Here is a 23776-nt window from a genome sequence, read left to right on the forward strand (position 1 = left end):
TCGTCATTCACCAAGTTTCGTATTTTCTGCGGGATTTATGAGGCTAAGTTTGTGGCATAATTCAAATTTAATCATCATGAAAAATTTATCTTTTTTAAACAAAAGTACCTTGATTTACCTTTTTTCTTCAACATTTATTTTCAACATCTCAAAAGCACAGTTTGGGGTTTCTTCTGGCTCTGTTTCCCATACGGTGAGCAACGGTCTTTCAAGTGCAAATGAAAGTGGATTTCTTAATGAAAACACTATAATTGTGGAAGATTTTATGAATTACCACAAACATCAGATTAAAATTCCGAAAAAAAATGAAGTGGCTTTAAGCATTGATTATGACAATACAATTCTGAATTCGGACGACAATTTTTTACTGCAAATCGGGCTCGCAACGCAAAATGTATCAAATCGTCAGAATTCGAACAAAGTAAATGTTTCTCTGGTAATCGATAACAGCGGATCGATGGGTGGCGGAAAACTTGAAAAAGTAAAAACGGCACTCAAAGTTTTTGTAAAAGGATTGAAACCCGAAGATCTCATTTCCATTGTAAAATTTGATGATACTGCGAATCTTGTTTTAAAATCATCAAAAATAAAAGAAGTTGCAGGAAATTTAGATGCCATTATTGAAAGTATTTATCCTTCGGGTTCCACCAATATTCATTCAGGGATGATGATGGGTTATTCTGAAGCGCAAAAATACAATACCAAAGATTATAACAGCAAAGTAATTCTTCTTACCGACGGAATGACAAACTCCGGAATTACAGATCCTGAAACAATTTTGAAACAGTCGAAAGAATTTAACGATAAAGGAATAGACATCAGTACCATCGGAGTCGGGCAACAACTGGATTTCGATCTGCTAAGGAGAATCGCTACTTACGGAAGAGGCTCCAATTATTTTATCGGAGATGCTGAAGAAGATATTCAAAAGACCTTTAAAGATGAATTGGAAAGCCTTTTATACAATATCGGGAAAAAGCCGAAACTAACGATCAATCTTCCCGAAGGAATGAAAATTAAAACATTTTACGGTTATCAGCCAAAATATATTTCTGATCATCAAATTGAAGTAGAACTTGAAAATTTAGATTGCGGGCAAACCCAGATTTTCCTGATGGAAGTTGAGAAAAATGAATTAGAAGATTCTTCAATTACGGCTTCTTTGGTTTATGAAAAGAATGATGAAGTGAAAAATATTTCTTCAAAAAAAGAATATGATGAAATGACGGAAACAACTCAACAAGAATTAAAGAAAAATTTTCAGATTGCAAAACTGTCAACAGAACTCAAAAAAGCGGCGAAAGATTTTTCACAAACCAATATGGGAAATAGCAAAAAATCCATGCAAAACATCATCCGTTATTATCAGTCTTTCTGCGATAAAAATGATGAAGATCTGAAGAGAATTTATAATATCGCCTTAAAATATTCATCCGGAAAACGCACAAAATCTTATTATTAAATCTTTTGGGCAATTTTAATTCTTTATCAACTCTTATATGAAAAAATTGTAATATGAAAATTGAAATTCTGTTAACAGTCAACTATTTAGCAATGCATACTTTTGTTAAAACCAAATACGACTATGAAAAAACAACTTTACTTTCTTCTTTTACCTGTATTATTCCTGCAGAGTTGTTCGTTTCTTGAACAAAACAATTTCATTGAAACCAAGATCATTTCCAGCGATCTCAATGAAAAAATTGTTTATAAATTTTATCAGACCGGACTTAATGATTACAAAGTAGATTTTTACTCTGTAGATCAGTCCGGTTCTACCAAGCTTTTTGAACATGATATCGACGATGCACATGTAACATCTGATCCGTATAACATTTCAGAAAAAAATGATGAACTCATCATCCGAACCACACTTTTCTCCGAAGTGAAAAAACTGGTCACGCCAAGCGGAAAATCAATTATTCTTACCAACAGATAAACAGTTCTTTTCAGGACTGTTTTTTATTCATCACAAAACATTATTTTCAGTTATCATTTGCTGAACCAAGTGCCGTTGCGCACGAAGAATACTCACAATAATTTCAATGAAAATCTTTGCGACCATTGCGTTAAAATAATCATCATTTCCAATTTTTTTTGATTTCACCAAGCCAAACCTTCATTTCACCAAGTCTCCCGATTTTCAGTTTTAAATCAATGTAATTTTACTCTAGAAGTTTAAAATTAAAAAAAGAAAATTATGAAACTGAGACATTTTTTACTGATCGGATTATTTCTGATAGGCGGTCTGATCAACGCACAGGAAACAAAGAAAAATTTCATTGAAGTAACCGGAATTGCAGAAATGGAAGTAGAACCGGATGAAATTATTTTTAATGTAGGAATTAAAGGAGATAACAAAAATCAGCTTGCCGAGAACGAAAAACAGCTTTTTGAAATCCTTAAAAACAACGGAGTGAAAAACGAAGACATCAAATTCAAATCGATGTACCAGAATATTTATTCCAAAACGAAAGTTTTCACTAAAAATCTTCAGTTTAAGGTAACAAAGAAAGCCGATATGGGAAATCTTTTTGAAAACCTGAATCAGAAGTGGGTTAGCAACGTCAACATTGCGGAAATTAAAAACACAAAAATCACAGATTTCAGAAAAACCGTAAAAATCAATGCTCTAAAAGCGGCAAAAGATAAGGCAGATTATCTTCTGGAAAGTATGGGCAAAAGAACCGGGACTCCGCTTGAAATTGTAGAAATTGAAGATTATACCAGTGATATGATGATGCCGATGAACTTCAGAGCTAAAGTTTCCAATATCCAGCTTGAAGCAGCAGATTCTAATGTAGATTATTCTTTTGAAAATATTGATAATATTAAGCTGAAATACAGCATTAAAACAAAATACGAAATCCTTTAAAACACAAAAATCATGACAGCTTTTAAAATTTTAACATTAGCAGCCGGAACCGCCGCTTTATTAAGCGCACAAAATTCGAAATTTGAGTGTAAAGAACCCGCCGTTCAGAGAACAATGGTTCAGAATATCAATTCATCTTCCAAAACGAGTATCAAAGAAAATAAAATTCAGGTTGCTTTGCTTTTAGATACTTCCAACAGTATGGACGGATTGATCGATCAGGCAAAATCCCGGCTATGGAACATCGTGAATACTTTAACAACTTTAAAATACAACGGCAAAGCGCCGCAAGTGGAAATTGCTTTGTATGAATACGGAAATGACGGTCTCAGAGATGAGAATTATATCCGACAGGTAACTCCGCTTACTCAGGATCTGGATCTGGTTTCGGAAAAACTGTTTGCTTTGAGAACCAACGGCGGAAGCGAATATTGCGGAGCGGTAATCCGTGATGCCTCGATGAACCTGAAATGGGATGATAATAACCAAAGCATGAAACTGATTTATATTGCAGGAAACGAGCCTTTTGATCAGGGAAAAATCAGCTATAAAGAAGTAATTCCGAGTGCGAAAAGAAAGAATATTTACACCAACACGATTTTCTGCGGCAGCCGTGATGAAGGAATACAGACTTTCTGGCAAAACGGCGCTTCTTTGGGCGAAGGGAAATATTTCAATATCGACAGCGACCAGAAAGTTATTTATATAGAAACTCCCTATGATGTCAGAATTTCAGAATGCAATGCCAAGCTGAATGACACCTACATTTATTACGGAAGTCACGGTTCGGAATTTAAAGCCAAACAGATGCTTCAGGATAAAAATGCCGAAGTGCAGTCGGTTTCCAACGCCGTGGAAAGAACGGTCGCAAAATCTAAGAAAAATGCCTATAAAAACGATCATTGGGATTTGGTCGACCGCTCCGAAAAGGATGTGAACTTCATGTCGGATGTAAAAGCAGAAGAGCTTCCTGCTGAATTGAAAGGAAAAAGCAAAGAAGAAATAAAAAAAGCGGTTGCCGAAAAATCAGCCGAGAGACAAAAAATTCAGAAAGAAATTGAAGTATTGTCTAAAAAGAGACAGGATTTCATTGATGCCGAAATGAAAAAACGAGGAAATTCTGAAGCCGATGATCTTGGAAAAGCAATTGAAAGGTCTGTTCTGGAACTGGCAAAGAAAAACGGCTATAGCCTCTAACTGAAAGATTATCAGCAGAAATTAAATTTAAATATCAGAAGTGATTAAAAACTAATAACCATTAAAGTTGAATAAAGAATAAATGTTGTTTTCAAAGTTCCGACAACAAATATTTTGAGTGTGGTGATCCGCGGCAATTTTTGCCGTGGATTTTTCAGGGTTTCGGCGGAGGCTTCGCCTCCGCCGAAACCCTGAAAACTTCAGAAATCATCTCCCAAATTGAAAATACTTTGAAAGCAGATGCTTCTTACCTTTCATGAATCGAGAAACCATTTCCATTCCGGTAACCGAGAACGTAATTCCGTTTCCTCCGAAACCCAATACAAAATAAGAGTTTTTAAAATCCTTATGTTCCCCGATATAAGGCAGCCCGTCCTTAGTTTCGCCAAAAGTTCCTGCCCATACAAAATCTGTGTAAAAATGATAGTCGGGCTTTATTTTCTTCAATGTCTTTAAAATCTCCTTTTCTTTTTTATTTAAAAGAGAATCGCGTTTTTTAGCATCATAAAAATCTTCGTCGCCTCCTCCGATCAGCATTCTTCCGTCATCTGTTGTCCGCATATACATATAAGGTTCATCGGTATTCCAGACCAGAGTATTGCTGATGTTTTTAAATTTTTTCTTATCAATTTCAGAAACAATGGCATAGGTACTTTTTAAATTCACAAAATGTTCTTTGATAAGATTTTTACTTTCATAGCCGATGCAGTAAATGATTTTTTTAGCCCTGATCTGAAAACCGGAATCCACTGTAATTAAATTATACCCTTTAAAATATTCAACATCTGTCATTTCTGTTTTATCAAAAATTTTTAATCCTTTGCTTACATTCAGTTTAAACAGTTCGTGGGCAAATTTAAAAGCATCAATACTGGCTCCCTGCTCAGATACAATTCCGCCAAAAGTATTTTCGAATCCGAATTGTTTTGAAACCTCATCACTTTCAAGCCATTTTATCTTGAATCCGGCATTTTTTCTCGCTTCATATTCTTTTTTCAGCCATACAGCATCTTTCTTCTTTGAAGCAAAATACAGCGATTTTTTTCTTTTAAATCCCGAATTCGACTTAATTTCATCGGTTAATTTTTCAAGCTTATCAATGGAATCCGAACATGCCTTATAACTTGCTACAGCTCCCTTTTTTCCTATTTTTTCAATAAGTTCATAAAGAGGAACATCAATTTCGTATTGAAGCATGGAAGTTGTTGCCGAAGTACTGCCATTGCAGATCTCACGCTTGTCGATAAGAATCGTTTTATACCCGTCGGAAATCATCTGATGGGCAATCAGGCTTCCGGTAATTCCGCCGCCGATAATCAGCACATCACATTCTTCATTGGATTTCAATGAAGGATAGGAAGAAACTAATCCGTTTTTTAAAAGCCAGAAAGGTTCGTTAGATTTAAGATCCATTGTATTATTTTTTTCTAAATTAACAATAATTACACCTTTTATTCATTTAACATTCATATTGGTTTAATATTTGTTTTCACCGTTCCATCAAACCACATTAAAAATAAAAATATGATAACGATTATTCCAGAGGCTCCGGAAAATGTTGCAGCATTTAACGCAACAGGAGAAGTGACGAAAGAGGACTTTGAAAATCTTGTTTTTCCAAGAGTGAAAGCAAAGATTGAGCAGTTTGGAGAGCTGAATTATCTGATGTATCTTGACACAGATCTGGATAATTTTACAGCCGGTGCATGGCTTGAAGACGCTCTTCTCGGATTGAAGAATCTTACCAAATGGAATAGGGCGGCTATTCTTACCGACAATCAGAATGTACAGAATTTCACAGAAATTTTCAGTGTACTGATGCCAGGAGAATTCAAATCCTTCCCGAAAGGTAACCTTTACAATGCGTTGTACTGGTGCAAAAACGGGAATGAAGTAGAAGCGTAATCTGCTTATTATAAAAACAACGGAGGACTGTCTTTTTTAAGGCAGTCTTTTTTATTGATCTGAAAATTAAACTGTAAGTATAAATACCTAATTATCAATTTAGTACATTCTGCGTATAATATTTCTCATTATTGTGACTACATTTGTAATGTTAAACAAACAAAAAACTAAAAATCATGTCAACATTCAAAATCAACATCATTGCGGGACCACTTTGGAGCAATGACGAAGCACAAAAATTAGGCGGACGAATTGCAGCCGCACATTTAGGAAAATTTACAGGACAATGGTCTACCATTGTGGAAGCACAGATGAGCGTTATCGAAGTTGAGCTTAATACTCAGCCTACAGGAGATTCAGAGTATACTTTAGATGTTTTGGCCGGTCCGATCTGGAGCGACGAAGATGCTAAAGAAGTTTGCCCATCTATCTGTGCGTCTTACGGAGGAACATGGAACGGACAATGGACTACTGTTGTAGAAGGTAAAATGAGCGTTTGCGGATGCACATTTAAATTCTAAAAAGTTTAAAAATTATGAAAATCGGCAGTTTCCGGAGGAAACTGCCGATTCTTTTATTGTTCGCAGGAAATACATTCGGTTGTTATTTCTTTTTCTTCAGTTTTTTCCAGGCTGTATAATTGCTTATATCTGAAAGCAATGATAAGCCCGATTAACGTCATTCCAACACCTACCAAAGAAGGATAATTGAAGGAATAACCATTTTCTAAAGGAATACCTCCCAAAAACGCTCCCAAAGCATTCGCACAATTAAATCCGGCCTGCATAAAAGCAGCAGCCATCATTTCACTTTTAGGTGCGGCTTTCATCATCATAATATTAATCGGTGCAGCAACCGACATCGACAGTGCGCCGCAAACAAAGGTAAGAACTAACGATATAGTTTGATATTCTGAAAGAAAAAATACCCCCACTAAAGAACTCATCATTAAGAAAAGTAATAAAACACAGGTCTTTTCAGGGCTCAGTCTGTCAGACAAATATCCGCCGACTAAATTTCCTACAACCATTCCGGCTCCGGCGAGAATCATCACATATGCCATCTGATTTTCTTTAATCCCCGAAACAATAGTCATTAAAGGTGTAATATAACTGAACCAGGTAAATAATCCTCCAAAACCAATCGCAGTAATCATTAAAACCATCCATGACTGCTTTTTCTTCAAAAACTTCATTTCTTCCATGAAGTGAGTGTCTTCATTGGTTTCAAGCATCGGAAGCCAGAGTTTTAAAAATAATAAGGCAAATAACCCGATCACAGCAACAATGGCGAAATACCATCTCCAGTGAAATGCATGACCTATATACGTTACCAGCGGAACCATCGCGAGATTCGCAATCGTAAGTCCTGTAAACATCAACGATATATAGAACGCTTCTTTACCTTTTGTCGCTAATCTCGTGGCAACCACGGTTCCCACTCCAAAAAATGCTCCATGCGGAAGACCGGAAAGGAAACGGATAATCATCATCGTATTATAATCGGGAGCAATTGCTGATAATGCATTGAACAGAGTGAAAATCATCATCAAAACAATCAGCACTTTTTTAGGTGGAAACTTTACAGAATATCCAATAAGGATCGGTGCTCCCACAACTACTCCAAAAGCATAAGCCGAGATGAGATGTCCGGCTTCAGGAATACTGATCTGCAGACTTTTTGCTATATCGGGAAGCAAGCCCATTATAGTAAACTCGGTGGTTCCGATTCCCAGACCTCCGATGGCGAGCGGTATTATTCTTTTATCAATCTTCATTGTAATTCCTTTTAACTGTAGTTTTTTTGGGTAACTAATTCACGATCTCTTTCGAAAGTGCAAAATTCGATAGAAATAATCACTTATACTTTAACAGTAATGACTCATATTTGCTCTGTATTAACTTTTTTAATTAATTTTGAATTGAATATTAATCAAAAGAGAACATAATGAAAATTCAGAAAGAAAATATTGAATTTGAAGAGGGGAAATCTTTTAAGCTGTTTTCGCCATCTCTTAAAAACTGTTTTTACTGGCATTATCATCCGGAAATCGAGCTTGTATATGTAGAAGCCTGCAACGGAATCCGCCATGTCGGTAAAAATATTTCAGATTTTAAAGACAGCGATCTGCTTTTAATAGGTTCTAATGTTCCTCATCTTAATTTTGATTATAAAATTCAGACCGAATGCAGACAGATGGTTTTGCAGATGCGTGAAAATTTTCTTCAGGAATACATTATGCCCGTTCCTGAATTTGAAAACATTAAAAAACTGCTGGAACGATCTTATCTGGGATTATCCTTTTCCGGTGAAACCAAACAAACAGTCGTTGAAAAACTACACCAGATAAAAAACGAAAATTCCTTTCATGCTTTTGTCGGGCTCATTGAAATTTTACAGATTCTTGCAGATTCCGAAGAAGTAAAAGAACTGAACAGCGAAGATACCCGAATCAAATGGTTTTTAAATGATAAAATCCGGATGGGAACTATTTATGATTATATTCATGAAAATTATGATCAGAACCCAAATGTAAATATTATCGCAGAAAACGTGAACTTAAGTACTCCCGCATTCTGCCGCTATTTTAAAAAGCAGACCAATATGACGTTTACGGATTTTGTCAATAATTACAGGATTAATCAGGCAAAACTTTTATTGCTGCAAAATCACGGTGTTACAGAAGTCTGTTTTCAGGTAGGTTTTGAAAGTCTTTCTTATTTTAATAAATTATTCAAAAAATACATCGGAGAAACGCCTTCCGCTTTCAAGAAAAAACATCTGAGCAGAGTTGAAAGTAATGCAGTTTGAAACTAAGTTTAAACTCATTTTAAATGTAACCGTAAAAGATACAAAAAACTTTATTGGATTTATTTAAATTAAAGTCTGCAAAGAGACAAAATCTTTGATTTTTTTAACTTATGTGCTCTTTTTTCACTTAATTATTCAACTTAAGAAACTAAAGTGTTAAAATCTTTTGCGTTAAAAAAGTTTAGACAAGTTTACTGATATTTATATTAAACCAATCCTTTATATTCTTTCCACTCTTCAAAACGATAATCGATAACCTGCTTCATCAGATCGTAATTTTCGTACGTATCTTCGATGTGATAAAAGGTTTCATATTCGTAATCATTCTCTTCCGCTTTTGTATCGAACAGATTCACATAATCATCTGCGAAAGAGCTGAACCGGTTTCCGAAGTCCGTGTCGTCTTTATAGTAATCTTCAGCAAATGCATTACCAGTATCATTGAGATCATATTCAGAAAATTTTTCGTCCATGAAATCCATGATGAATTCAGCGCCTGTAATTTCTCTTCTTTTTAAACTTTGAATATCTTCTTCATGATCTTCTTTAAATTCTTCCGAGATGAAATCGTTATTAATACACCAGTTCAGAAACATTCCGGTGTGGGTTGCGCCGTTTTTTATTGGAAGTTCTTCAGGAAAATCGCTGCCGTAATGCCATGAAGCATCATCATATTTAGACATATTGAATGATAGTTTTAAACAATTTTATCCAAAAATAGAAAAAATCAATTTATATTGCCCGTCACAGGGAAATTTCCGTCATTTGTAAAGAAATTTTTTTCTACCTATTATATGAAAAATGCCGTTCTGATCACTATTGGTGACGAAATCCTTTCAGGAAGTACCGTAGACACCAATTCTAACTTTATTGCTGCCGAACTGAAAAATATTGGGATAAAAGTGGTACAGATTTTTACCATTTCAGACCAGATTGAAATAATTAAAAAGACCATAACATCTGCTTTTGAACTGGGAGATATCATCATTACAACCGGAGGTTTAGGTCCCACAAGAGACGATAAAACCAAAAAAGCCATCGCTGAATTTTTCAATGATGAAATCGCTCTGGATGAAGAAACTTTTGCCCATCTTAAAGCGTACATGGAAAAGAGGGGAAGAACAGAAATTCTTGAAAGAAACCGCGAACAGGCTTTTGTCCCTACTAAATCCAAAGTATTTCAGAACCATTTCGGAACTGCACCCTGCATGATGATGGAAGAAAACGGAAAACTCCTTTTCAGTCTTCCCGGAGTTCCTTATGAAGTAAAACCTTTAATTAAAGATCAGATTGTTCCTTATTTAAAAGATAAATTCAGTCTGCATTATCTTTCCACGAGAATTGTTTCCGTAGTCGGAATTCCCGAAAGTATTCTTGCAGATACAATTGAAGACTGGGAGCTTGCCTTGCCGGAAAATCTTTCTTTATCCTATCTTCCTGTAGGAACCCGTGTAAAACTGAGGCTTACTGCAAGCGGAGAAGATGAAAACATTCTGAAACAGCAACTTGAGGAAGAAATTAAGAAACTCCTTCCTTTAGTGAAAGATCATGTAATCGCCACTTCGCAGGATAGAATAGAAAAAATCCTTGCCGATATTTTAACAGAGAAAAAGCTGACACTTTCTACTGCCGAAAGCTGTACCGGAGGCGAACTCGCAAAAATGATTACTTCTGTTTCAGGAAGTTCGAAATATTTCCTCGGCGGAATTGTTTCTTATGCTACAGAAAAAAAGACCGATATTCTAAAAGTAAAAAAAGAAACCGTAGAAGAATTTACGGTTGTGAGCGAGCAGGTTGCGGCAGAAATGGCAGAAGGCTGTCAGCAATTATTTCATACAGATATTTCTTTGTCTACAACCGGAGTTGCAGGTCCCGGAAAAGGGGAGGACGGAAAAGAGATCGGAACTGTTTTTTACACCATAAGAATCCACGATAAGGAAGTGACTTCAAGATTATATATGCCACATCTGGAAAGACAGGATTTCATGCACTTTGTATCGCAGAAAGTTATTCAGGATTTGGTGGCTGTCTTGGTAAACAATCAGTAATCTTATAATTTTTTAATTTTTTTTTAATTAATTCTGTATAGGTTTTTCACGGTTTTTGACGTTAGTGAGAAAAATATCAAAATCGTGGAAAACTCAAAGCAGATTTTTCAGACCGACAGTAAAAAACGCTGGAGAAACGTTCAGTGGGGAAGCCGGATTTTTATCTTCGTAGCCATCCTGCTTTTTCTGGCATTAGGTCTTATGATGAAATTGGACAGAAGTCCCAAAATTCCCTTTAAAGAAGATTACAAAGCGGTTATAACAGCAAACAGACCTTATCTTCAGGAGAACAAAATTTCTAAAGAATATAAAGGATTCCGAAGTTTCATTTCCGAAAAAACAATGCACACCAACCTTGCTAAAATTGAAAAAGCAAGAGCCGAAAGACTTAAAAACCAAAACAGAAACTGGGCGCAGTTTCCGGGCGGAATACGTTCTGCATTTTATGTGGCATGGGATCCGCAGTCTTTAATGTCTTTAAAAAGAAATATCAGACACATCAATCTTGTTTTTCCGGAATGGTTTTTCCTTGATCCGAAAACCGGTGATCTTAAAACCAATGTAGATCCTGCCGGTTATAAAGTTATTAAAAGAACAGGAGTTGCGGCAATGCCGATTCTCAGTAATAATTTTGAACAGGAATTCCATTCTGAAGGACTGGGGAAAGTGTTGAAAGACCCGAAAAAAAGAACCCAGCTTATTCAGAAATTAACGCTTCAATGCCAGAAACTCAATTTCAAAGGAATCAACATCGACTTTGAAGATATGAATCTGGATTCTGATGAAAACCTGATCGCTTTCATGAAAGAGCTTTCCGAAACATTTAAGCAGAATAAATTATTGGTTTCCATGGATATCATGACGGATAATGACGATTACAATATCCAGAGACTGAATCCTTACGTAGATTATTTTGTATTAATGGCGTATGATGAATATGCACTGGATAGTGACGCGGGACCTGTTTCTTCTCAGAAATGGATCGAAGCACAAACCGGAAAAATTCTGGCAAAAACTTCACCGAATAAAATTATTTTAGGATTGGGAGCTTATGGCTACGACTGGAGTACAGACAAGGAGCAGAATGTTTCCATAACGTATATGCAGGCAATCACCAAAGCGAGTGCAAGTAAAGCGAGCATTAATTTCGACGACAATACCTTTAACTTAAATTATTCCTATACAGATTCAAAAAACAATACACATACCGTATTTTTTAACGATGCTGCTTCTATTTTTAATACGATGCGTTTCTCTGCCGAATATCCTCTTGCCGGAACAGCGCTCTGGAGACTGGGAAGTGAAGACAGCCGTATCTGGAATTTTTACGATAGAGATCTTACGTTTGCAGGTTTATCAAAATTAAATTTAAAAACCCTTGAGAATGTAAAAGGTCAGACGATGGTCGATTACATTGGCGACGGGGAAGTTTTGGATGTTCTGAATACACCTCACGATGGAAAAATTGCTCTTGAGATTGATCCCAAAGAAAAAATCATCACCGATGAAAATTATATAACCTACCCAAGTTCTTACGAAGTTAAAAAATATGGAGAAGCTCCACAGAAAGAACTGGTATTAACTTTTGATGACGGCCCCGATGAAACCTACACTCCGCAGGTTTTAGACGTATTGTCAAAATACCACGTTCCGGCCGCCTTCTTTTTGGTGGGATTAAATGCAGAAAAAAACCTTCCTTTGGTAAAAAGAATTTACAGAGAAGGACATGAAATCGGAAACCATACCTTTACCCATGAAAATGTGGCTAAAGTAAGTCCCCAAAGAGCCCTGCTGGAAATGAAACTCACCAGACTGCTCATCGAATGTATCACAGGACACAGTACTATTCTTTTCAGAGCACCTTACAATGCGGACTCTGAGCCTACAACTTCCGAAGAAATTATACCTGTTGCATTGGCAAGACAACAGAATTACCTTGATATTGGCGAAAACATCGATCCTGAAGACTGGCAGCCGGGAATAAAAGCCGATGAAATTGTAAAACGTGTTTTGGCTGGCGTAAAAGCCGAACGCGGAAACATCATACTCCTTCACGATGCAGGAGGTGAAACCCGTGAAGAAACCGTAAAAGCTTTGAAAGTTTTAATCCCGACTTTACAGAAACAAGGCTATCATTTCACCAATCTTGCCAGTATTCTGCATAAAAACAAAGCAGAACTTATGCCTTCTGTTCCAAAAACAAGAGCCTATTACGTAATGCAGCTTAATCTTCTTTTGGCTACCATTATTTACGGAATCAGTCATTTTTTAGTGGCATTGTTTACCATTTTTATCGCATTAGGACTCATCAGATTGCTTATTATGTTATTCTGGGCGTTTAAGGAACGTCGAAAAGAAAAAAAATCGGGAGAATTTCCTGTTTTGGCATCCTATCCGAAGGTTTCAATTATTGTTCCGGCGTACAATGAAAAAATCAACATTGTGTCATCATTAAATAATCTGTTAAAACAGACCTATCCCAATTTCAATATTATTCTGGTAGACGACGGAAGCAAAGATTCGACCTACGAAAAAGCAAAAGAGGCCTTTTCTGAGCATCCGAAACTGAAAATTTTCAGCAAAACCAATGGCGGAAAAGCAACCGCTCTGAACTTCGGGATCTCCCAAACCGATGCAGAATATGTGGTCTGCATAGATGCCGATACAAAACTCGAAAAAGATGCCGTAAAATATTTAATTGCAAGATTTTTAAACTCAGATCCGAATGAAAAAATTGCAGCCGTGGCTGGAAATGTAAAAGTGGGAAATACCGTAAACTGGCTTACAAAATGGCAGTCCATTGAATATACAACCAGTCAGAATTTTGATCGTTTAGCGTATGCCAATATCAATGCGATTACTGTAATTCCCGGTGCTATCGGGGCATTCAGAAAATCTGTAATTGAAGAAGTTGGCGGATATTCTTCCGACACTTTAGCCGAAGACTGCGATATTACGGTTAAAATCTTAAGAGAAGGTTACACCGTTGCCAACGAAAACCGTGCAGTTGCCGTGACAGAAGCTCCGGAAAGCGTAAAACAGTTTTTAAAACAGCGTTTCAGATGGACGTACGGAATCATGCAGATGTTCTGGAAACAGAGACAGACTTTCCTTAACCCGAAATACAAAGGTTTAGGACTCTGGGCAATGCCGAATATTTTACTCTTCCAGTATATTATTCCGTTCTTCTCACCGCTTGCCGATGTCATCATGTTTTTTGGAATATTATCCGGAAATGGCGGAAAAATATTCAGTTACTATTTAATTTTCCTTTTGGTAGATGCGTCTCTTGCTTTTATTGCGTTTATCATGCAGAGAGAGAAATTGGTAAACCTGCTGTATGTGATTCCGCAGCGTTTCGGATATCGCTGGCTAATGTATATTGTACTGTTCAGAAGTCTCCGAAAAGCTCTGAAAGGCGAAATGCAGACCTGGGGATTTTTAAAACGTACCGGAAATGTAAAAGAAATTGCAACATCTTAAATTTAGGATTGTAAAAAAGTTGTCTTTCAAAATTAAATGAAACGCCTTTGTTTATCTTAAATTTTTTAAACAGAGTTTTTAATAATTCCTTGTCTGGCATTGCGTTTAAATTATCGCAAGGGTAAACGACGTTTTTTAATATTAAATTACCTAACTAAAGATAGAAAAAAGGCGTTTCACTTAATTTCGAAATACAAAGACTGATAAGAAGAGATTTTCAAATTAAAAATTAAAATATAAACAGATCTTAATATTTAATTAAATTTGTTTTCATAAAAAGTAACGAAATAAAAAAAAGTTACACTTATTGTAAAAATTGTAATTATAATGAAAAAATTAACGCTTTCTCTGCTTTTATTAGGAGGAATTTGTTCACAGACCGTGAACGCTCAGGCGACAGACAAAGGTTTAGACCTTAGCTTGATGGATAAATCAGTACGTCCGCAAGATGACTTTTATAACTATGTAAGTGGAACATGGATGAAAACTGCCAAAATTCCTTCCGATAAACCAACTTGGGGAAGTTTCAACAAACTGGCTGAAGATACAGACAACAACTCCATGACGATTCTGAACTCTCTTCTGAAAGATAAATTTGCTGACGGAACAGAAGGAAAGAAAATTCAGGACTTGTACGCAACGTACATGAACATGGCAAAAAGAAATGCAGACGGTATCAAACCGATTCAGGCAAATCTTAATAAAATCGATGCCATTAAATCCGTTGGAGATCTTCAGAAATATTTAATCTCTGTAACCAAAGAAGGAGAAAACAACTTCTACGGATGGGGAGTAGATGCAGATCTTAAAGACTCTAAAATGAACGTCGTTTATCTTGGTGACGCATCTTTAGGTCTTGGAAGAGATTACTATCAGAAAGTAAACGAAAAAAACACAGAAGCTTTGGCAGAATATACAAAATATGTAGCTTCTATGTTAAAAGAACTAGGATATAAAAACGCTGATGCTGCCGCTAAAGGTATCGTAGATTACGAGAAAAGCATTGCAAAAACATATTTAACCAACGAGCAGAGCCGTGATAATACACTTCAGTACAATCCGCAAACAATGGCTCAGCTTTCAGCTTTGGTGAAAAATGTAGACCTTCCGGCTTATCTTAAAGCAGTTGGCGTAAATACAGATAAAGTAATTATCGGAGAATTAGGGTACTACAAGAATTTAGATAAATTCATCAATACGCAGAATCTTCCTGTGATTAAAGATTATCTTAAATTCCACATGATCCACGGAAGCGCGGCTTACCTAAGCGAAAAATTAGGTGATATGAGATTCGCTTTCTATGGCAAATATTTAAGAGGACAGCAGGAGCAGAGAGCCTTAAACAAGAGAGGATACGAATTAATTAACGGATCTTTAGGAGAAGCTTTCGGTAAACTATATGTTGAAAAATATTTCCCTGCAGAAGCGAAAGCACAGATGGTTGAACTGATCGATTACTTAAAGAAAAGCTTCGCGGTTCACATCAACGGATTAACGTGGATGTCTTCTACCACCAAGCAAAAAGCAATGGAAAAGCTGAATAAGTTCACTGTAAAAGTTGCGTATCCGGACAAATGGAAAGATTATTCTAAATTAACCATCACGCCGGAATCAAAAGGCGGAAATCTATATGCCAATCTTCAAAATATTGCAGAATGGCAGTACAACAAAGATTTAGCTAAAATCGGGAAACCGGTAGATAAAACAGAGTGGGGAATGACACCGCAAACAGTAAATGCTTACTACAACCCGGTAAACAACGAAATCGTATTCCCTGCTGCAATCCTACAGCCGCCTTTCTTCAATCCTAAAGCAGATGCTGCCGTGAATTTCGGAGGAATCGGTGCGGTTATCGGTCACGAAATGAGCCACGGATTTGATGATTCCGGTGCACAGTTCGATGCAGACGGAAACTTGGTAGATTGGTGGACTCCGGAAGATAAAGCCAACTTCGAAAAAGCAACAAAAGCTCTTGCAGCACAGTACGACAAATACGAGCCTGTAAAAGGAACTTTCGTGAACGGAACCTTTACCAACGGAGAAAATATTGCAGATTTAGGAGGGGTAAACATCGCTTACGATGCTCTTCAGATGTATCTGAAAGACAAAGGAAATCCGGGAGTTATCAGCGGTTACACACAGGATCAGAGATTCTTCCTGAGCTGGGCAACCGTTTGGAGAACTTTATCCAGCGAAAAATACATGATCAATCAGGTAAAAACAGATCCGCATTCTCCGGGATATTTCAGAAGTTTCGGTCCTTTAACCAATGTGGATGCTTTCTACAAAGCGTTTGATGTGAAAGAAGGAGACAAATTGTACAAAAAACCGGCAGAAAGAATTAAAATCTGGTAATCACAATTTTTAAATATAACCAAAACCGTTCAGCAGTGAGCGGTTTTTTTTTGTTTTTTTGGAGCTTTTTCGCGCTTTCCGCACTCGCTATTTTCTGGGTTTCGGTGCGGCTCCGCCGCGCCGAAACCCAGAAAATGAGCTCAGACAAATGCTGCAATCGCGGCTAGGGAATAGTCTGTTTTTCAATATTTGAATTAGTCAATAAAGTTTCTTATCCTTTAGAAATCTCAACACAGTTAAATAAATTGCGTAAATATTCGAACTTATCTAAACCCTGTGTTTAGCCTTCATAATTATCATTTGCTGAGTGAAGCGCCGTTGCGAACAAAAATACCCACTACAATGCAAAACAAAACCTGGCGAACCTTTGCGTTTAAGAAGACTTATCCCGAACTCAGGTTATTTAAGAACTCTTTCGAACTTTGTGAGAAATACTAATACTCAGTTAATCAAAATCAAATAACAAAAATATCAAGTTCTTATTTACATCCTTTTCATCAATTATTATTTATCACTTATCATTTATAATCAAAATTCGTATATTTGGTAAGTTTGTGTAAAATCAAAAAATATCTTTAATGAAAAAGCTAAATATCGGGATACTTGCCTTTTCGGGTCTGGTATTCTTAAATTCTTGTGGTACAGCGAAAACGGGAGAAATTAAAAAACCTGAAACCATGAAAACGGTTGCTGTAGAGCCGGTGAAAAAAGAGGAAGTAAAAGAAGAAGGGATCAATCTGTCGTACATGGATAAAACTGTTCGTCCACAAGATGATTTTTTTAGCTATGTCAACGGAAATTGGGTAAAAACTACGCAGATTCCTTCAGATAAAGCAAGTTGGGGTTCTTTCAACGCACTCAGAGAAAATGTAGATGATGCTTCTTTAGATATCCTGAACAAAATTTTATCAGAATCTTATCCTGAAGATTCCGAAGGACAGAAAATTCAGAATTTATACGCATCTTTTATGGATACTGCTAAAAGAAATGCGGAAGGACTGGCTCCGATCAAAGGAGATCTTGCAAAAATTGATGCCATTAAAAACATCGGTGATCTTCAGAAATACCTGCTTGAAGCAACAAAAGTAGGCGACAATTCTTTCTACGGATGGAGAGTAGGAGCAGACCTGAAAGATTCCAAAATGAATGCAGTCTATCTTGGCGGTCCCGATCTTGGACTGGGAAGAGATTACTATCAGAAAGTAAATGAAGCCAACACAAAAACATTAGCAGAATATCAAACCTATGTCGGAAAACTATTCGGCGTTTTAGGCTATAAAAATTCAGAAACTTCGGCAAAAAACGTGGTGGATTTCGAAAAACAGTTGGCAAACTATTTATTAACGCTTGAACAGAACAGAGATGCCAATTTAAGATACAACCCTAAAAACGTATCAGAATTGCCGGCTTTGGTTAAAAATATCAATCTTCCTAAATATCTTAAAGATGCCGGAGTAAATACCGACAGAGTCATCATCGGCGAGCTGAAGTATTATCAGAATATGGACTCTTTCCTTACCCAGAAAAACCTTCCATTGCTGAAAGACTATCTGAAATATCACTTAATCAATGGAAATGCAAGCAATCTGGATGAAAATTTAGAGCAGATCAGATTCGATTTCTATTCCAAATATCTTCAGGGACAGAAAGAACAGCGTCCGATGAACAAAAGAGGGCTTTCTTTGGTAAACAGCGTTTTGGGAGAAGCCTTCGGAAAATTGTATGTGGAGAAATATTTCACACCGGAAGCAAAAGCGCAGATGGAAATGTATATCGATTACATTTTAAAATCCTTCAAAACGCACATCAACGAAATGGACTGGATGTCTCCGGAAACAAAAGTAAAGGCACAGGAAAAATTATCAAAATTCACCGTGAAAATTGCTTATCCGGATAAATGGAAAGATTACACCCAGTTAAAAGTAGAAGCTCCGAAACAGGGAGCAACCTTATATTCCAATCTACAGAATGTTTCAGCGTGGCAGTATCAGAAAAATTTAGATAAAATAGGAAAACCGGTAGACCGAACAGAGTGGGGAATGACGCCGCAAACCGTAAATGCCTATTACAGCGGATCAAACAACGAAATCGTTTTCCCTGCAGCCATTCTTCAGCCCCCTTTCTATAATCCAAAAGCAGATGCAGCCGTTAATTTCGGAGGAATCGGAGCCGTTATCGGTCACGAAATTTCTCACGGATTCGATGACAGCGGTTCAAGATTCGACGGAGACGGAAATTTGAATAACTGGTGGACCGATGCAGACCGTAAAAATTTTGACGCAAAAGTTGCTCAGTTGGCTGCACAATACAGCGCTTACGAACCGGTAAAAGGAAGCTTCGTTAACGGAAAATTCACAAGTGGCGAAAATATCGGAGATTTGGGAGGAGTGGCAGTGGCTTACGATGCACTTCAGATGTATCTTAAAGATCATGGAAATCCGGGATTAATCAGCGGATTTACACAGGATCAGAGATTCTTCATGAGCTGGGCAACAGTGTGGAGAACAAAATCCACAGATCAGTATATGACCAATCAGGTAAAAACAGATCCGCATTCGCCGGGAATTTTCAGAGCATTCGGTCCGTTAGTCAATCAGGATTCATTCATCAAAGCATTCGACATCAAACCGGGAGACAAAATGTATAAAGCTACGCAGGACAGAATAAAAATTTGGTAATACAGTCCAAAAATTGTTAGAAAATAAAAACGCATCAGAAATGGTGCGTTTTTTATTTAATTTTTCATAGTTTAGTGACATCGCAAAATATCAGTTTTTGGTTAATATTTAATTTAAAAAGTTAATATTTCAAGAAAAATCTTAACAAAATTTTGTATGTTACAGTTTTTTTTTAAATTTAAACATTGGATTGGTCAGCTATTTGATGCTGATAAAAACAATACACACCAACATCGAAAATCTCAAAATATTAATAATATGGCAATGTTCAATTATGGCGTTGGCGGAAACGAGGTAAAAGTAGACGCCAATGAAGCTATTCAGCAGATTCAGGAGAATAAATCGCTGATAGTAAGCCAGCTTACAACCGACGAATCTTATGTCCCTGAAATTGTAACAGGATTAAAAACAGTAGATGACGTCTTCAGACATTTCCAGCCTTCTGTAAGCGTTCAGCACGAAACGGAGGACGGTAATGTAGTAGAAGAGGAATTCCGTTTTCAGAATCTCGCGGACTTTACCCCAAAAAATCTCACTCAGAAATCAGATTATTTACAGCAATTAAGCATGGAGCAGGAACAGTACAACAAAATTGTACGACAGCTTAAAACCAATAAAATTCTGCGTAATATGCTGGAAAACGATCAGACGAGAGCTGCCTTCGTAGAGGTATTGAAAGAAGTGGCACAGGAACTTGAAAAATAATCTAAAGACGTTACATTAATCATGGATAGTAAATTACAGGCAGCTGAAAACCAACCACAGGGACAGCAGCAACATGCAGGACAGCCGAAAAGTAATCCGCTTGCCGAACTCAATAAAATAGGAGGTTTTGGTTTTGTAGAATCTGTTGTAGACGGAATCGCAAACATGAATCCCACCAGAAAAGCCAGAAAGGAAATCTTCCTTAATGACAGCAATAAAGCAGATGAAAGAAAAGAACTTCTCCAGAAAATCAATCTTTGGGTAAATCTTCTGGAAGGAAACGATTCTGCAGATAAGATGGCAGAAACATGCAAAGCTAAAGCGCAGGCTGCCGATCAGAATTTAAAACTAAATCTTAAAAATACGCTTGATGCAGTCCGTCAACTGGAAACAAACTACAGAACGGTCGCCCAATTCTATAAAAATACCGAACTCGATAAAGTAGACAATGTCAGCATAGTAAACGCAAGTTTAGATCAGGTTTCAGATTTAGATAATCCAATATTTATCGATGCTATTGCAGAAGAGTTTAAGAACTATTACGACCGTTTAGATCTTAGAGACAATTACTCTATTTTAGCAATTCCGGGATATTTGGGATCTAATAAAGTCATTGAAAAATGGGCAAAAATCTGTAACGAAAACAAAGTAATGATGGTGACGGATTTTGCGAATCTTGATAAACCGGATGACGTGGTGGATTTATTCCATTCTGCCAATCTTACAGGAGGTGAACTGCATAGAAGTAATGTCATCATGACTTGTAACTGGCTTGTTGGACGCGGAAAAGCTGAGGAAGTAGGAGAGGAGGAAAATGTAGAACTTCCGCCATCAACTTCATTGGCAGGAAAAATTCATAAAACATTAATGTCTCAGGTTGCAGCAGGTAAAAAGCACGGAAACATCAATGAAGTGGACGCCGTAAAATTCGAATTAAAGAAAAGCGAAATTTCCCAGTTGGAAAAGATGGGGCTTGTTCCCATGGTGAACGAATACGGAAAAATTATGGCTTTCTCTGCAAAAACATTATTTACAGGAGACAACATCGGACTTCAGACCTATTCCGTAGTTCGCGTATTCGATTATGTTACTAAAGTTCTGCTCGATTTCTTAAACAGAAGAGCTTTCGAAAACTGGAATGCAAGAAATGAAGATGATTTAAGAAAACAGATCGTAACCTTCCTTGATGGAATTAAAGGACCGGATAAATTGATCGAAAAATTCAAAATCGTCCGTTTCGAGCAGGATAAAGTGAACAAAGACAGAGTTTGGCTGGATATCCGTTTAACGCCTTATTTCCCTACAAAAAGTTTCGTTATCAAATTAGACGGACACAAAGGAGACGATGGAAATGAATGGGATGCGGAATATCTTCAGGATTAAATTAATCAAATTAAATATTAAAACCGATGCAATTTTTCATCGGTTTTTTTCTACCAAATCGTTAAAAATAGAAATATGAAAGGCAGGTTATTCTACTTTTTGCCCATAATTTTTGTGATTTTCAGTTGTGAAGATAAAAGAGTACAGCAAAATCATCCAATAAATCTTTTCGCCGACGAAATAAAAGAAGGAAAAGCTTATGTCATGAAACCGCAGGAATGCTTTGATGAAAGTGATATGGTGGTTTCTTCATCGAATATCAAACTTATCGATCAGTCTCATAGTCGTGGAAAATCCATATTTATTTACAGAGTTATTAATGGCAAAGTAGAGAAAACAACGAGAGATTCTATTGTGGATTTCCCGTTCAGTTTTCTGTCTAATCAACAGTTAAAATTCAAAAAAGATTCTGCTTCCTATGTTTATCTCAAAAAACTGGAAGGTTACCGCTTCATCGCAAAAGAAAAACATTTAAAATACCAGTGGCTGAAAGCGGCTCCTGTATATTCAGTTCAAAAAGAAAATTAAATTATCTTTGTATTTAATAAACAGATGCTTCGACAAGCTCAACATGACATTTCTAATACTAGTCGTTTTATTAAAAGTGAATTTTTAGCGTTGTCATGCTGAGCTTGTCGAAGCATAAAATGTAGCAGACAGACCTTTGGAAAAAACAAAACAATCAGACTTCAGACACATCGGCAATAAACTTCTTAACTGGTATAAAACAAATGCCCGCGATTTACCTTTCAGACAGACCAGGGATCCTTATAAAATCTGGATTTGTGAGATCGTTTTTCAGCAGACCAGAATTGCTCAGGGATTAGGACATTATAATAATTTTGTTCAGCGTTTTCCGGATGTAAAAACCCTTGCCGAAGCAGACGAAAACGAAGTTTTACTGTATTGGAAAGGACTAGGCTATTATTCCAGAGCGATCAATGTTCATAAGGCAGCGCAACAGATCATGAACGATTATAATGGCGTTTTTCCTTATGAATACGATGAAATCTTAAAGTTAAAAGGAGTCGGAAAATATACAGCCGCTGCAGTTTCCAGTATTTGTTTTGGGGGTAAAATTCCGGCTGTGGATGGAAACTTTTACCGCGTTCTGAGCCGAATTTTTGCAGATGATTTTGATATTTCAAGTTCAAAAGCCTTTAATTATTTTTCTGAACTCGCTCATTTAATTTTACCTGAAAATGTCGGTGACTTCAATCAGGCGATGATGGATTTAGGTTCCGAAATCTGTAAGCCTAAAAATTCTCTTTGCAGAGAATGCCCTTTACATGAAGACTGTCTGGCTTTTTCCATGAATAAAGTTTCTGAATTTCCGGTAAAAACAAAAAAAGTAAAAGCTGCTGACTTGGAGCTGAAATATTATTTCGTTCACAGAAATGGTCAGTTTTTAATTCAACAGAGAAAAGACGATTTCATCTGGAAAAAGTTATTTGAATTTCCACCTGAAATTTCAGATGATTTAATTCCATTCATCAAAAGTGTAAAAAATGTAAGCCATAAACTCACGCACAAAAATTTAAGCATTGAGATTTTTAATGTTGAAGTAGAATCAGAAGAAATATGGCAGAATTTCATCACTCAAAATAATTACATCGTAACCGATGTTGAAGGTTCACACGAAAAATCCTTCCCGAAACCGTTGGAGAATTATATCCAAAATTATGAAACGGCATATAGAATTTTGTAATGTCATTGCGAGAAGCGTTTAAAATAAACCATTAAGAATAGTTAAGCAGTTAAGAAAGATTAAGAATTTGCAGGCAAATTAATGGATAAGCTTAAAAAATAATTAGAATGTAATAAAAACGCTCTGTGTGCTTATTTAAGTGAAACGCTTTAGCGAACTTAAAAATATCCATTAAGTTTTAAAAGAAAAATCTTCGCGCATTTTGCGTTAAAATTAATTACATGATTAAAATGGAGATTCATTCACATATCTATCATTCGCTGATTGAAATGCCGTTGCGAACGAAAAATGTTTTCAATAATTTCAAATAAACTTTTGCGTCTATTGCGTTTAAAAAAAAACCATTAAGAATAGTTAAGCAGTTAAGAAAGATTAAGAATTTGCAGGCAAATTAAAGGGTAAGCTTAAAAAATAATTAGAATGTAATAAAAAACGCTCTGTGTGCTTATTTAAGTGAAACGCTTTAGCGAACTTAAAAATATCCATTAAGTTTTAAAAGAAAAATCTTCGCGCATTTTGCGTTAAAATTAATTACATGATTAAAATGGAGAATCATTCACATATCTATCATTCGCTGAGTGAAATGCCCTTGCGAACGAAGAATGTTTTCAATAATTTCAAATAAACT

At 36.4% G+C, this 23776-nt stretch carries 18 protein-coding genes; 15 read left to right on the forward strand and 3 right to left on the reverse strand.

The features are described from left to right. Positions 1–76: 76 nt before the first annotated feature. From AC52CF_RS05600 to AC52CF_RS05615, 4 genes are all read left to right on the forward strand, one after another. On the forward strand, positions 77–1462 hold the full coding sequence (locus AC52CF_RS05600) for a vWA domain-containing protein (protein WP_375180761.1): 1386 nt from the start codon (positions 77–79) through the stop codon (positions 1460–1462). 123 nt (positions 1463–1585) lie between these two features. Beyond that, complete coding sequence (locus AC52CF_RS05605) at positions 1586–1939, forward strand: hypothetical protein (protein ID WP_375180760.1); 354 nt, start codon at positions 1586–1588, stop codon at positions 1937–1939. Between the two features lie 261 nt (positions 1940–2200). Beyond that, positions 2201–2875, forward strand: coding sequence for an SIMPL domain-containing protein (locus AC52CF_RS05610; protein WP_375180759.1), 675 nt, complete (start codon positions 2201–2203; stop codon positions 2873–2875). 12 nt (positions 2876–2887) lie between these two features. Then, entirely contained in the window at positions 2888–4072 is a 1185-nt protein-coding gene (locus AC52CF_RS05615; protein WP_496517924.1) for a VWA domain-containing protein, read from the forward strand. 207 nt (positions 4073–4279) lie between these two features. Here the strand turns inward: AC52CF_RS05615 and AC52CF_RS05620 are convergent, their stop codons facing one another. Continuing rightward, entirely contained in the window at positions 4280–5485 is a 1206-nt protein-coding gene (locus tag AC52CF_RS05620; RefSeq protein WP_214590485.1) for an NAD(P)/FAD-dependent oxidoreductase, read from the reverse strand. Positions 5486–5596: 111 nt separating this feature from the next. Here AC52CF_RS05620 and AC52CF_RS05625 point away from each other — a divergent pair, with 111 nt between their 5' ends. Together AC52CF_RS05625 and AC52CF_RS05630 are read left to right on the forward strand one after the other, a co-directional pair. Beyond that, complete coding sequence (locus AC52CF_RS05625; protein ID WP_214590484.1) at positions 5597–5977, forward strand: SpoIIAA family protein; 381 nt, start codon at positions 5597–5599, stop codon at positions 5975–5977. A gap of 176 nt (positions 5978–6153) precedes the next feature. Beyond that, a complete protein-coding gene (locus AC52CF_RS05630; protein ID WP_214590483.1) occupies positions 6154–6498 on the forward strand; it encodes a mannan-binding lectin in 345 nt (114 codons plus the stop codon). A gap of 53 nt (positions 6499–6551) precedes the next feature. Here the strand turns inward: AC52CF_RS05630 and AC52CF_RS05635 are convergent, their stop codons facing one another. Further along, positions 6552–7754 (reverse strand): MFS transporter, encoded by a 1203-nt coding sequence (locus AC52CF_RS05635; RefSeq protein ID WP_496517925.1) that lies wholly within the window; start codon positions 7752–7754, stop codon positions 6552–6554. Positions 7755–7924: 170 nt separating this feature from the next. Between AC52CF_RS05635 and AC52CF_RS05640 the strand changes: the two genes are divergently transcribed. Further along, the gene (locus AC52CF_RS05640; RefSeq protein ID WP_496517926.1) at positions 7925–8788 is read left to right on the forward strand and encodes an AraC family transcriptional regulator; all 864 of its coding nucleotides are present in this window, start codon (positions 7925–7927) and stop codon (positions 8786–8788) included. 206 nt (positions 8789–8994) lie between these two features. Here the strand turns inward: AC52CF_RS05640 and AC52CF_RS05645 are convergent, their stop codons facing one another. After that, the gene (locus tag AC52CF_RS05645) at positions 8995–9471 is read right to left on the reverse strand and encodes a DUF7832 domain-containing protein (RefSeq protein WP_496517927.1); all 477 of its coding nucleotides are present in this window, start codon (positions 9469–9471) and stop codon (positions 8995–8997) included. A 111-nt stretch (positions 9472–9582) separates the two neighbouring features. On the opposite strand from AC52CF_RS05645, the gene AC52CF_RS05650 reads away from it, so the two are divergent. From AC52CF_RS05650 to mutY, 8 genes are all read left to right on the forward strand, one after another. Continuing rightward, on the forward strand, positions 9583–10836 hold the full coding sequence (locus AC52CF_RS05650; protein WP_496517928.1) for a CinA family nicotinamide mononucleotide deamidase-related protein: 1254 nt from the start codon (positions 9583–9585) through the stop codon (positions 10834–10836). Positions 10837–10920: 84 nt separating this feature from the next. Beyond that, positions 10921–14319 (forward strand): trifunctional glycoside hydrolase family 18/polysaccharide deacetylase/glycosyltransferase family 2 protein, encoded by a 3399-nt coding sequence (locus AC52CF_RS05655; protein WP_496517929.1) that lies wholly within the window; start codon positions 10921–10923, stop codon positions 14317–14319. Positions 14320–14646: 327 nt separating this feature from the next. Beyond that, complete coding sequence (locus tag AC52CF_RS05660) at positions 14647–16674, forward strand: M13 family metallopeptidase (RefSeq protein WP_496517930.1); 2028 nt, start codon at positions 14647–14649, stop codon at positions 16672–16674. Between the two features lie 578 nt (positions 16675–17252). Continuing rightward, entirely contained in the window at positions 17253–19352 is a 2100-nt protein-coding gene (locus AC52CF_RS05665) for a M13 family metallopeptidase (protein ID WP_496517931.1), read from the forward strand. A 156-nt stretch (positions 19353–19508) separates the two neighbouring features. Next, the gene (locus AC52CF_RS05670; protein ID WP_214590475.1) at positions 19509–20057 is read left to right on the forward strand and encodes a type VI secretion system contractile sheath small subunit; all 549 of its coding nucleotides are present in this window, start codon (positions 19509–19511) and stop codon (positions 20055–20057) included. A 21-nt stretch (positions 20058–20078) separates the two neighbouring features. Continuing rightward, entirely contained in the window at positions 20079–21440 is a 1362-nt protein-coding gene (locus AC52CF_RS05675) for a DUF5458 family protein (protein ID WP_214590474.1), read from the forward strand. A gap of 75 nt (positions 21441–21515) precedes the next feature. Continuing rightward, on the forward strand, positions 21516–21968 hold the full coding sequence (locus AC52CF_RS05680) for a hypothetical protein (protein WP_375180750.1): 453 nt from the start codon (positions 21516–21518) through the stop codon (positions 21966–21968). Between the two features lie 136 nt (positions 21969–22104). Then, complete coding sequence (gene mutY, locus AC52CF_RS05685) at positions 22105–23148, forward strand: A/G-specific adenine glycosylase (protein ID WP_336733284.1); 1044 nt, start codon at positions 22105–22107, stop codon at positions 23146–23148. The last annotated feature ends 628 nt before the right edge of the window (positions 23149–23776 follow it).

It is taken from the genome of Chryseobacterium sp. 2P, from assembly GCF_059579425.1.

Coding starts and splice junctions, on each gene's coding strand:
- AC52CF_RS05600 (WP_375180761.1), top strand. CDS start 77: ATGAAAAATTTATCTTTTTTAAACAAAAGTACCTTGATTTACCTTTTT.
- AC52CF_RS05650 (WP_496517928.1), top strand. CDS start 9,583: ATGAAAAATGCCGTTCTGATCACTATTGGTGACGAAATCCTTTCAGGA.
- AC52CF_RS05645 (WP_496517927.1), bottom strand. CDS start 9,471: ATGTCTAAATATGATGATGCTTCATGGCATTACGGCAGCGATTTTCCT.
- AC52CF_RS05605 (WP_375180760.1), top strand. CDS start 1,586: ATGAAAAAACAACTTTACTTTCTTCTTTTACCTGTATTATTCCTGCAG.
- AC52CF_RS05615 (WP_496517924.1), top strand. CDS start 2,888: ATGACAGCTTTTAAAATTTTAACATTAGCAGCCGGAACCGCCGCTTTA.
- AC52CF_RS05610 (WP_375180759.1), top strand. CDS start 2,201: ATGAAACTGAGACATTTTTTACTGATCGGATTATTTCTGATAGGCGGT.
- AC52CF_RS05670 (WP_214590475.1), top strand. CDS start 19,509: ATGTTACAGTTTTTTTTTAAATTTAAACATTGGATTGGTCAGCTATTT.
- AC52CF_RS05675 (WP_214590474.1), top strand. CDS start 20,079: ATGGATAGTAAATTACAGGCAGCTGAAAACCAACCACAGGGACAGCAG.
- AC52CF_RS05680 (WP_375180750.1), top strand. CDS start 21,516: ATGAAAGGCAGGTTATTCTACTTTTTGCCCATAATTTTTGTGATTTTC.
- AC52CF_RS05630 (WP_214590483.1), top strand. CDS start 6,154: ATGTCAACATTCAAAATCAACATCATTGCGGGACCACTTTGGAGCAAT.
- AC52CF_RS05635 (WP_496517925.1), bottom strand. CDS start 7,754: ATGAAGATTGATAAAAGAATAATACCGCTCGCCATCGGAGGTCTGGGA.
- AC52CF_RS05625 (WP_214590484.1), top strand. CDS start 5,597: ATGATAACGATTATTCCAGAGGCTCCGGAAAATGTTGCAGCATTTAAC.
- AC52CF_RS05665 (WP_496517931.1), top strand. CDS start 17,253: ATGAAAAAGCTAAATATCGGGATACTTGCCTTTTCGGGTCTGGTATTC.
- AC52CF_RS05660 (WP_496517930.1), top strand. CDS start 14,647: ATGAAAAAATTAACGCTTTCTCTGCTTTTATTAGGAGGAATTTGTTCA.
- AC52CF_RS05620 (WP_214590485.1), bottom strand. CDS start 5,485: ATGGATCTTAAATCTAACGAACCTTTCTGGCTTTTAAAAAACGGATTA.
- AC52CF_RS05640 (WP_496517926.1), top strand. CDS start 7,925: ATGAAAATTCAGAAAGAAAATATTGAATTTGAAGAGGGGAAATCTTTT.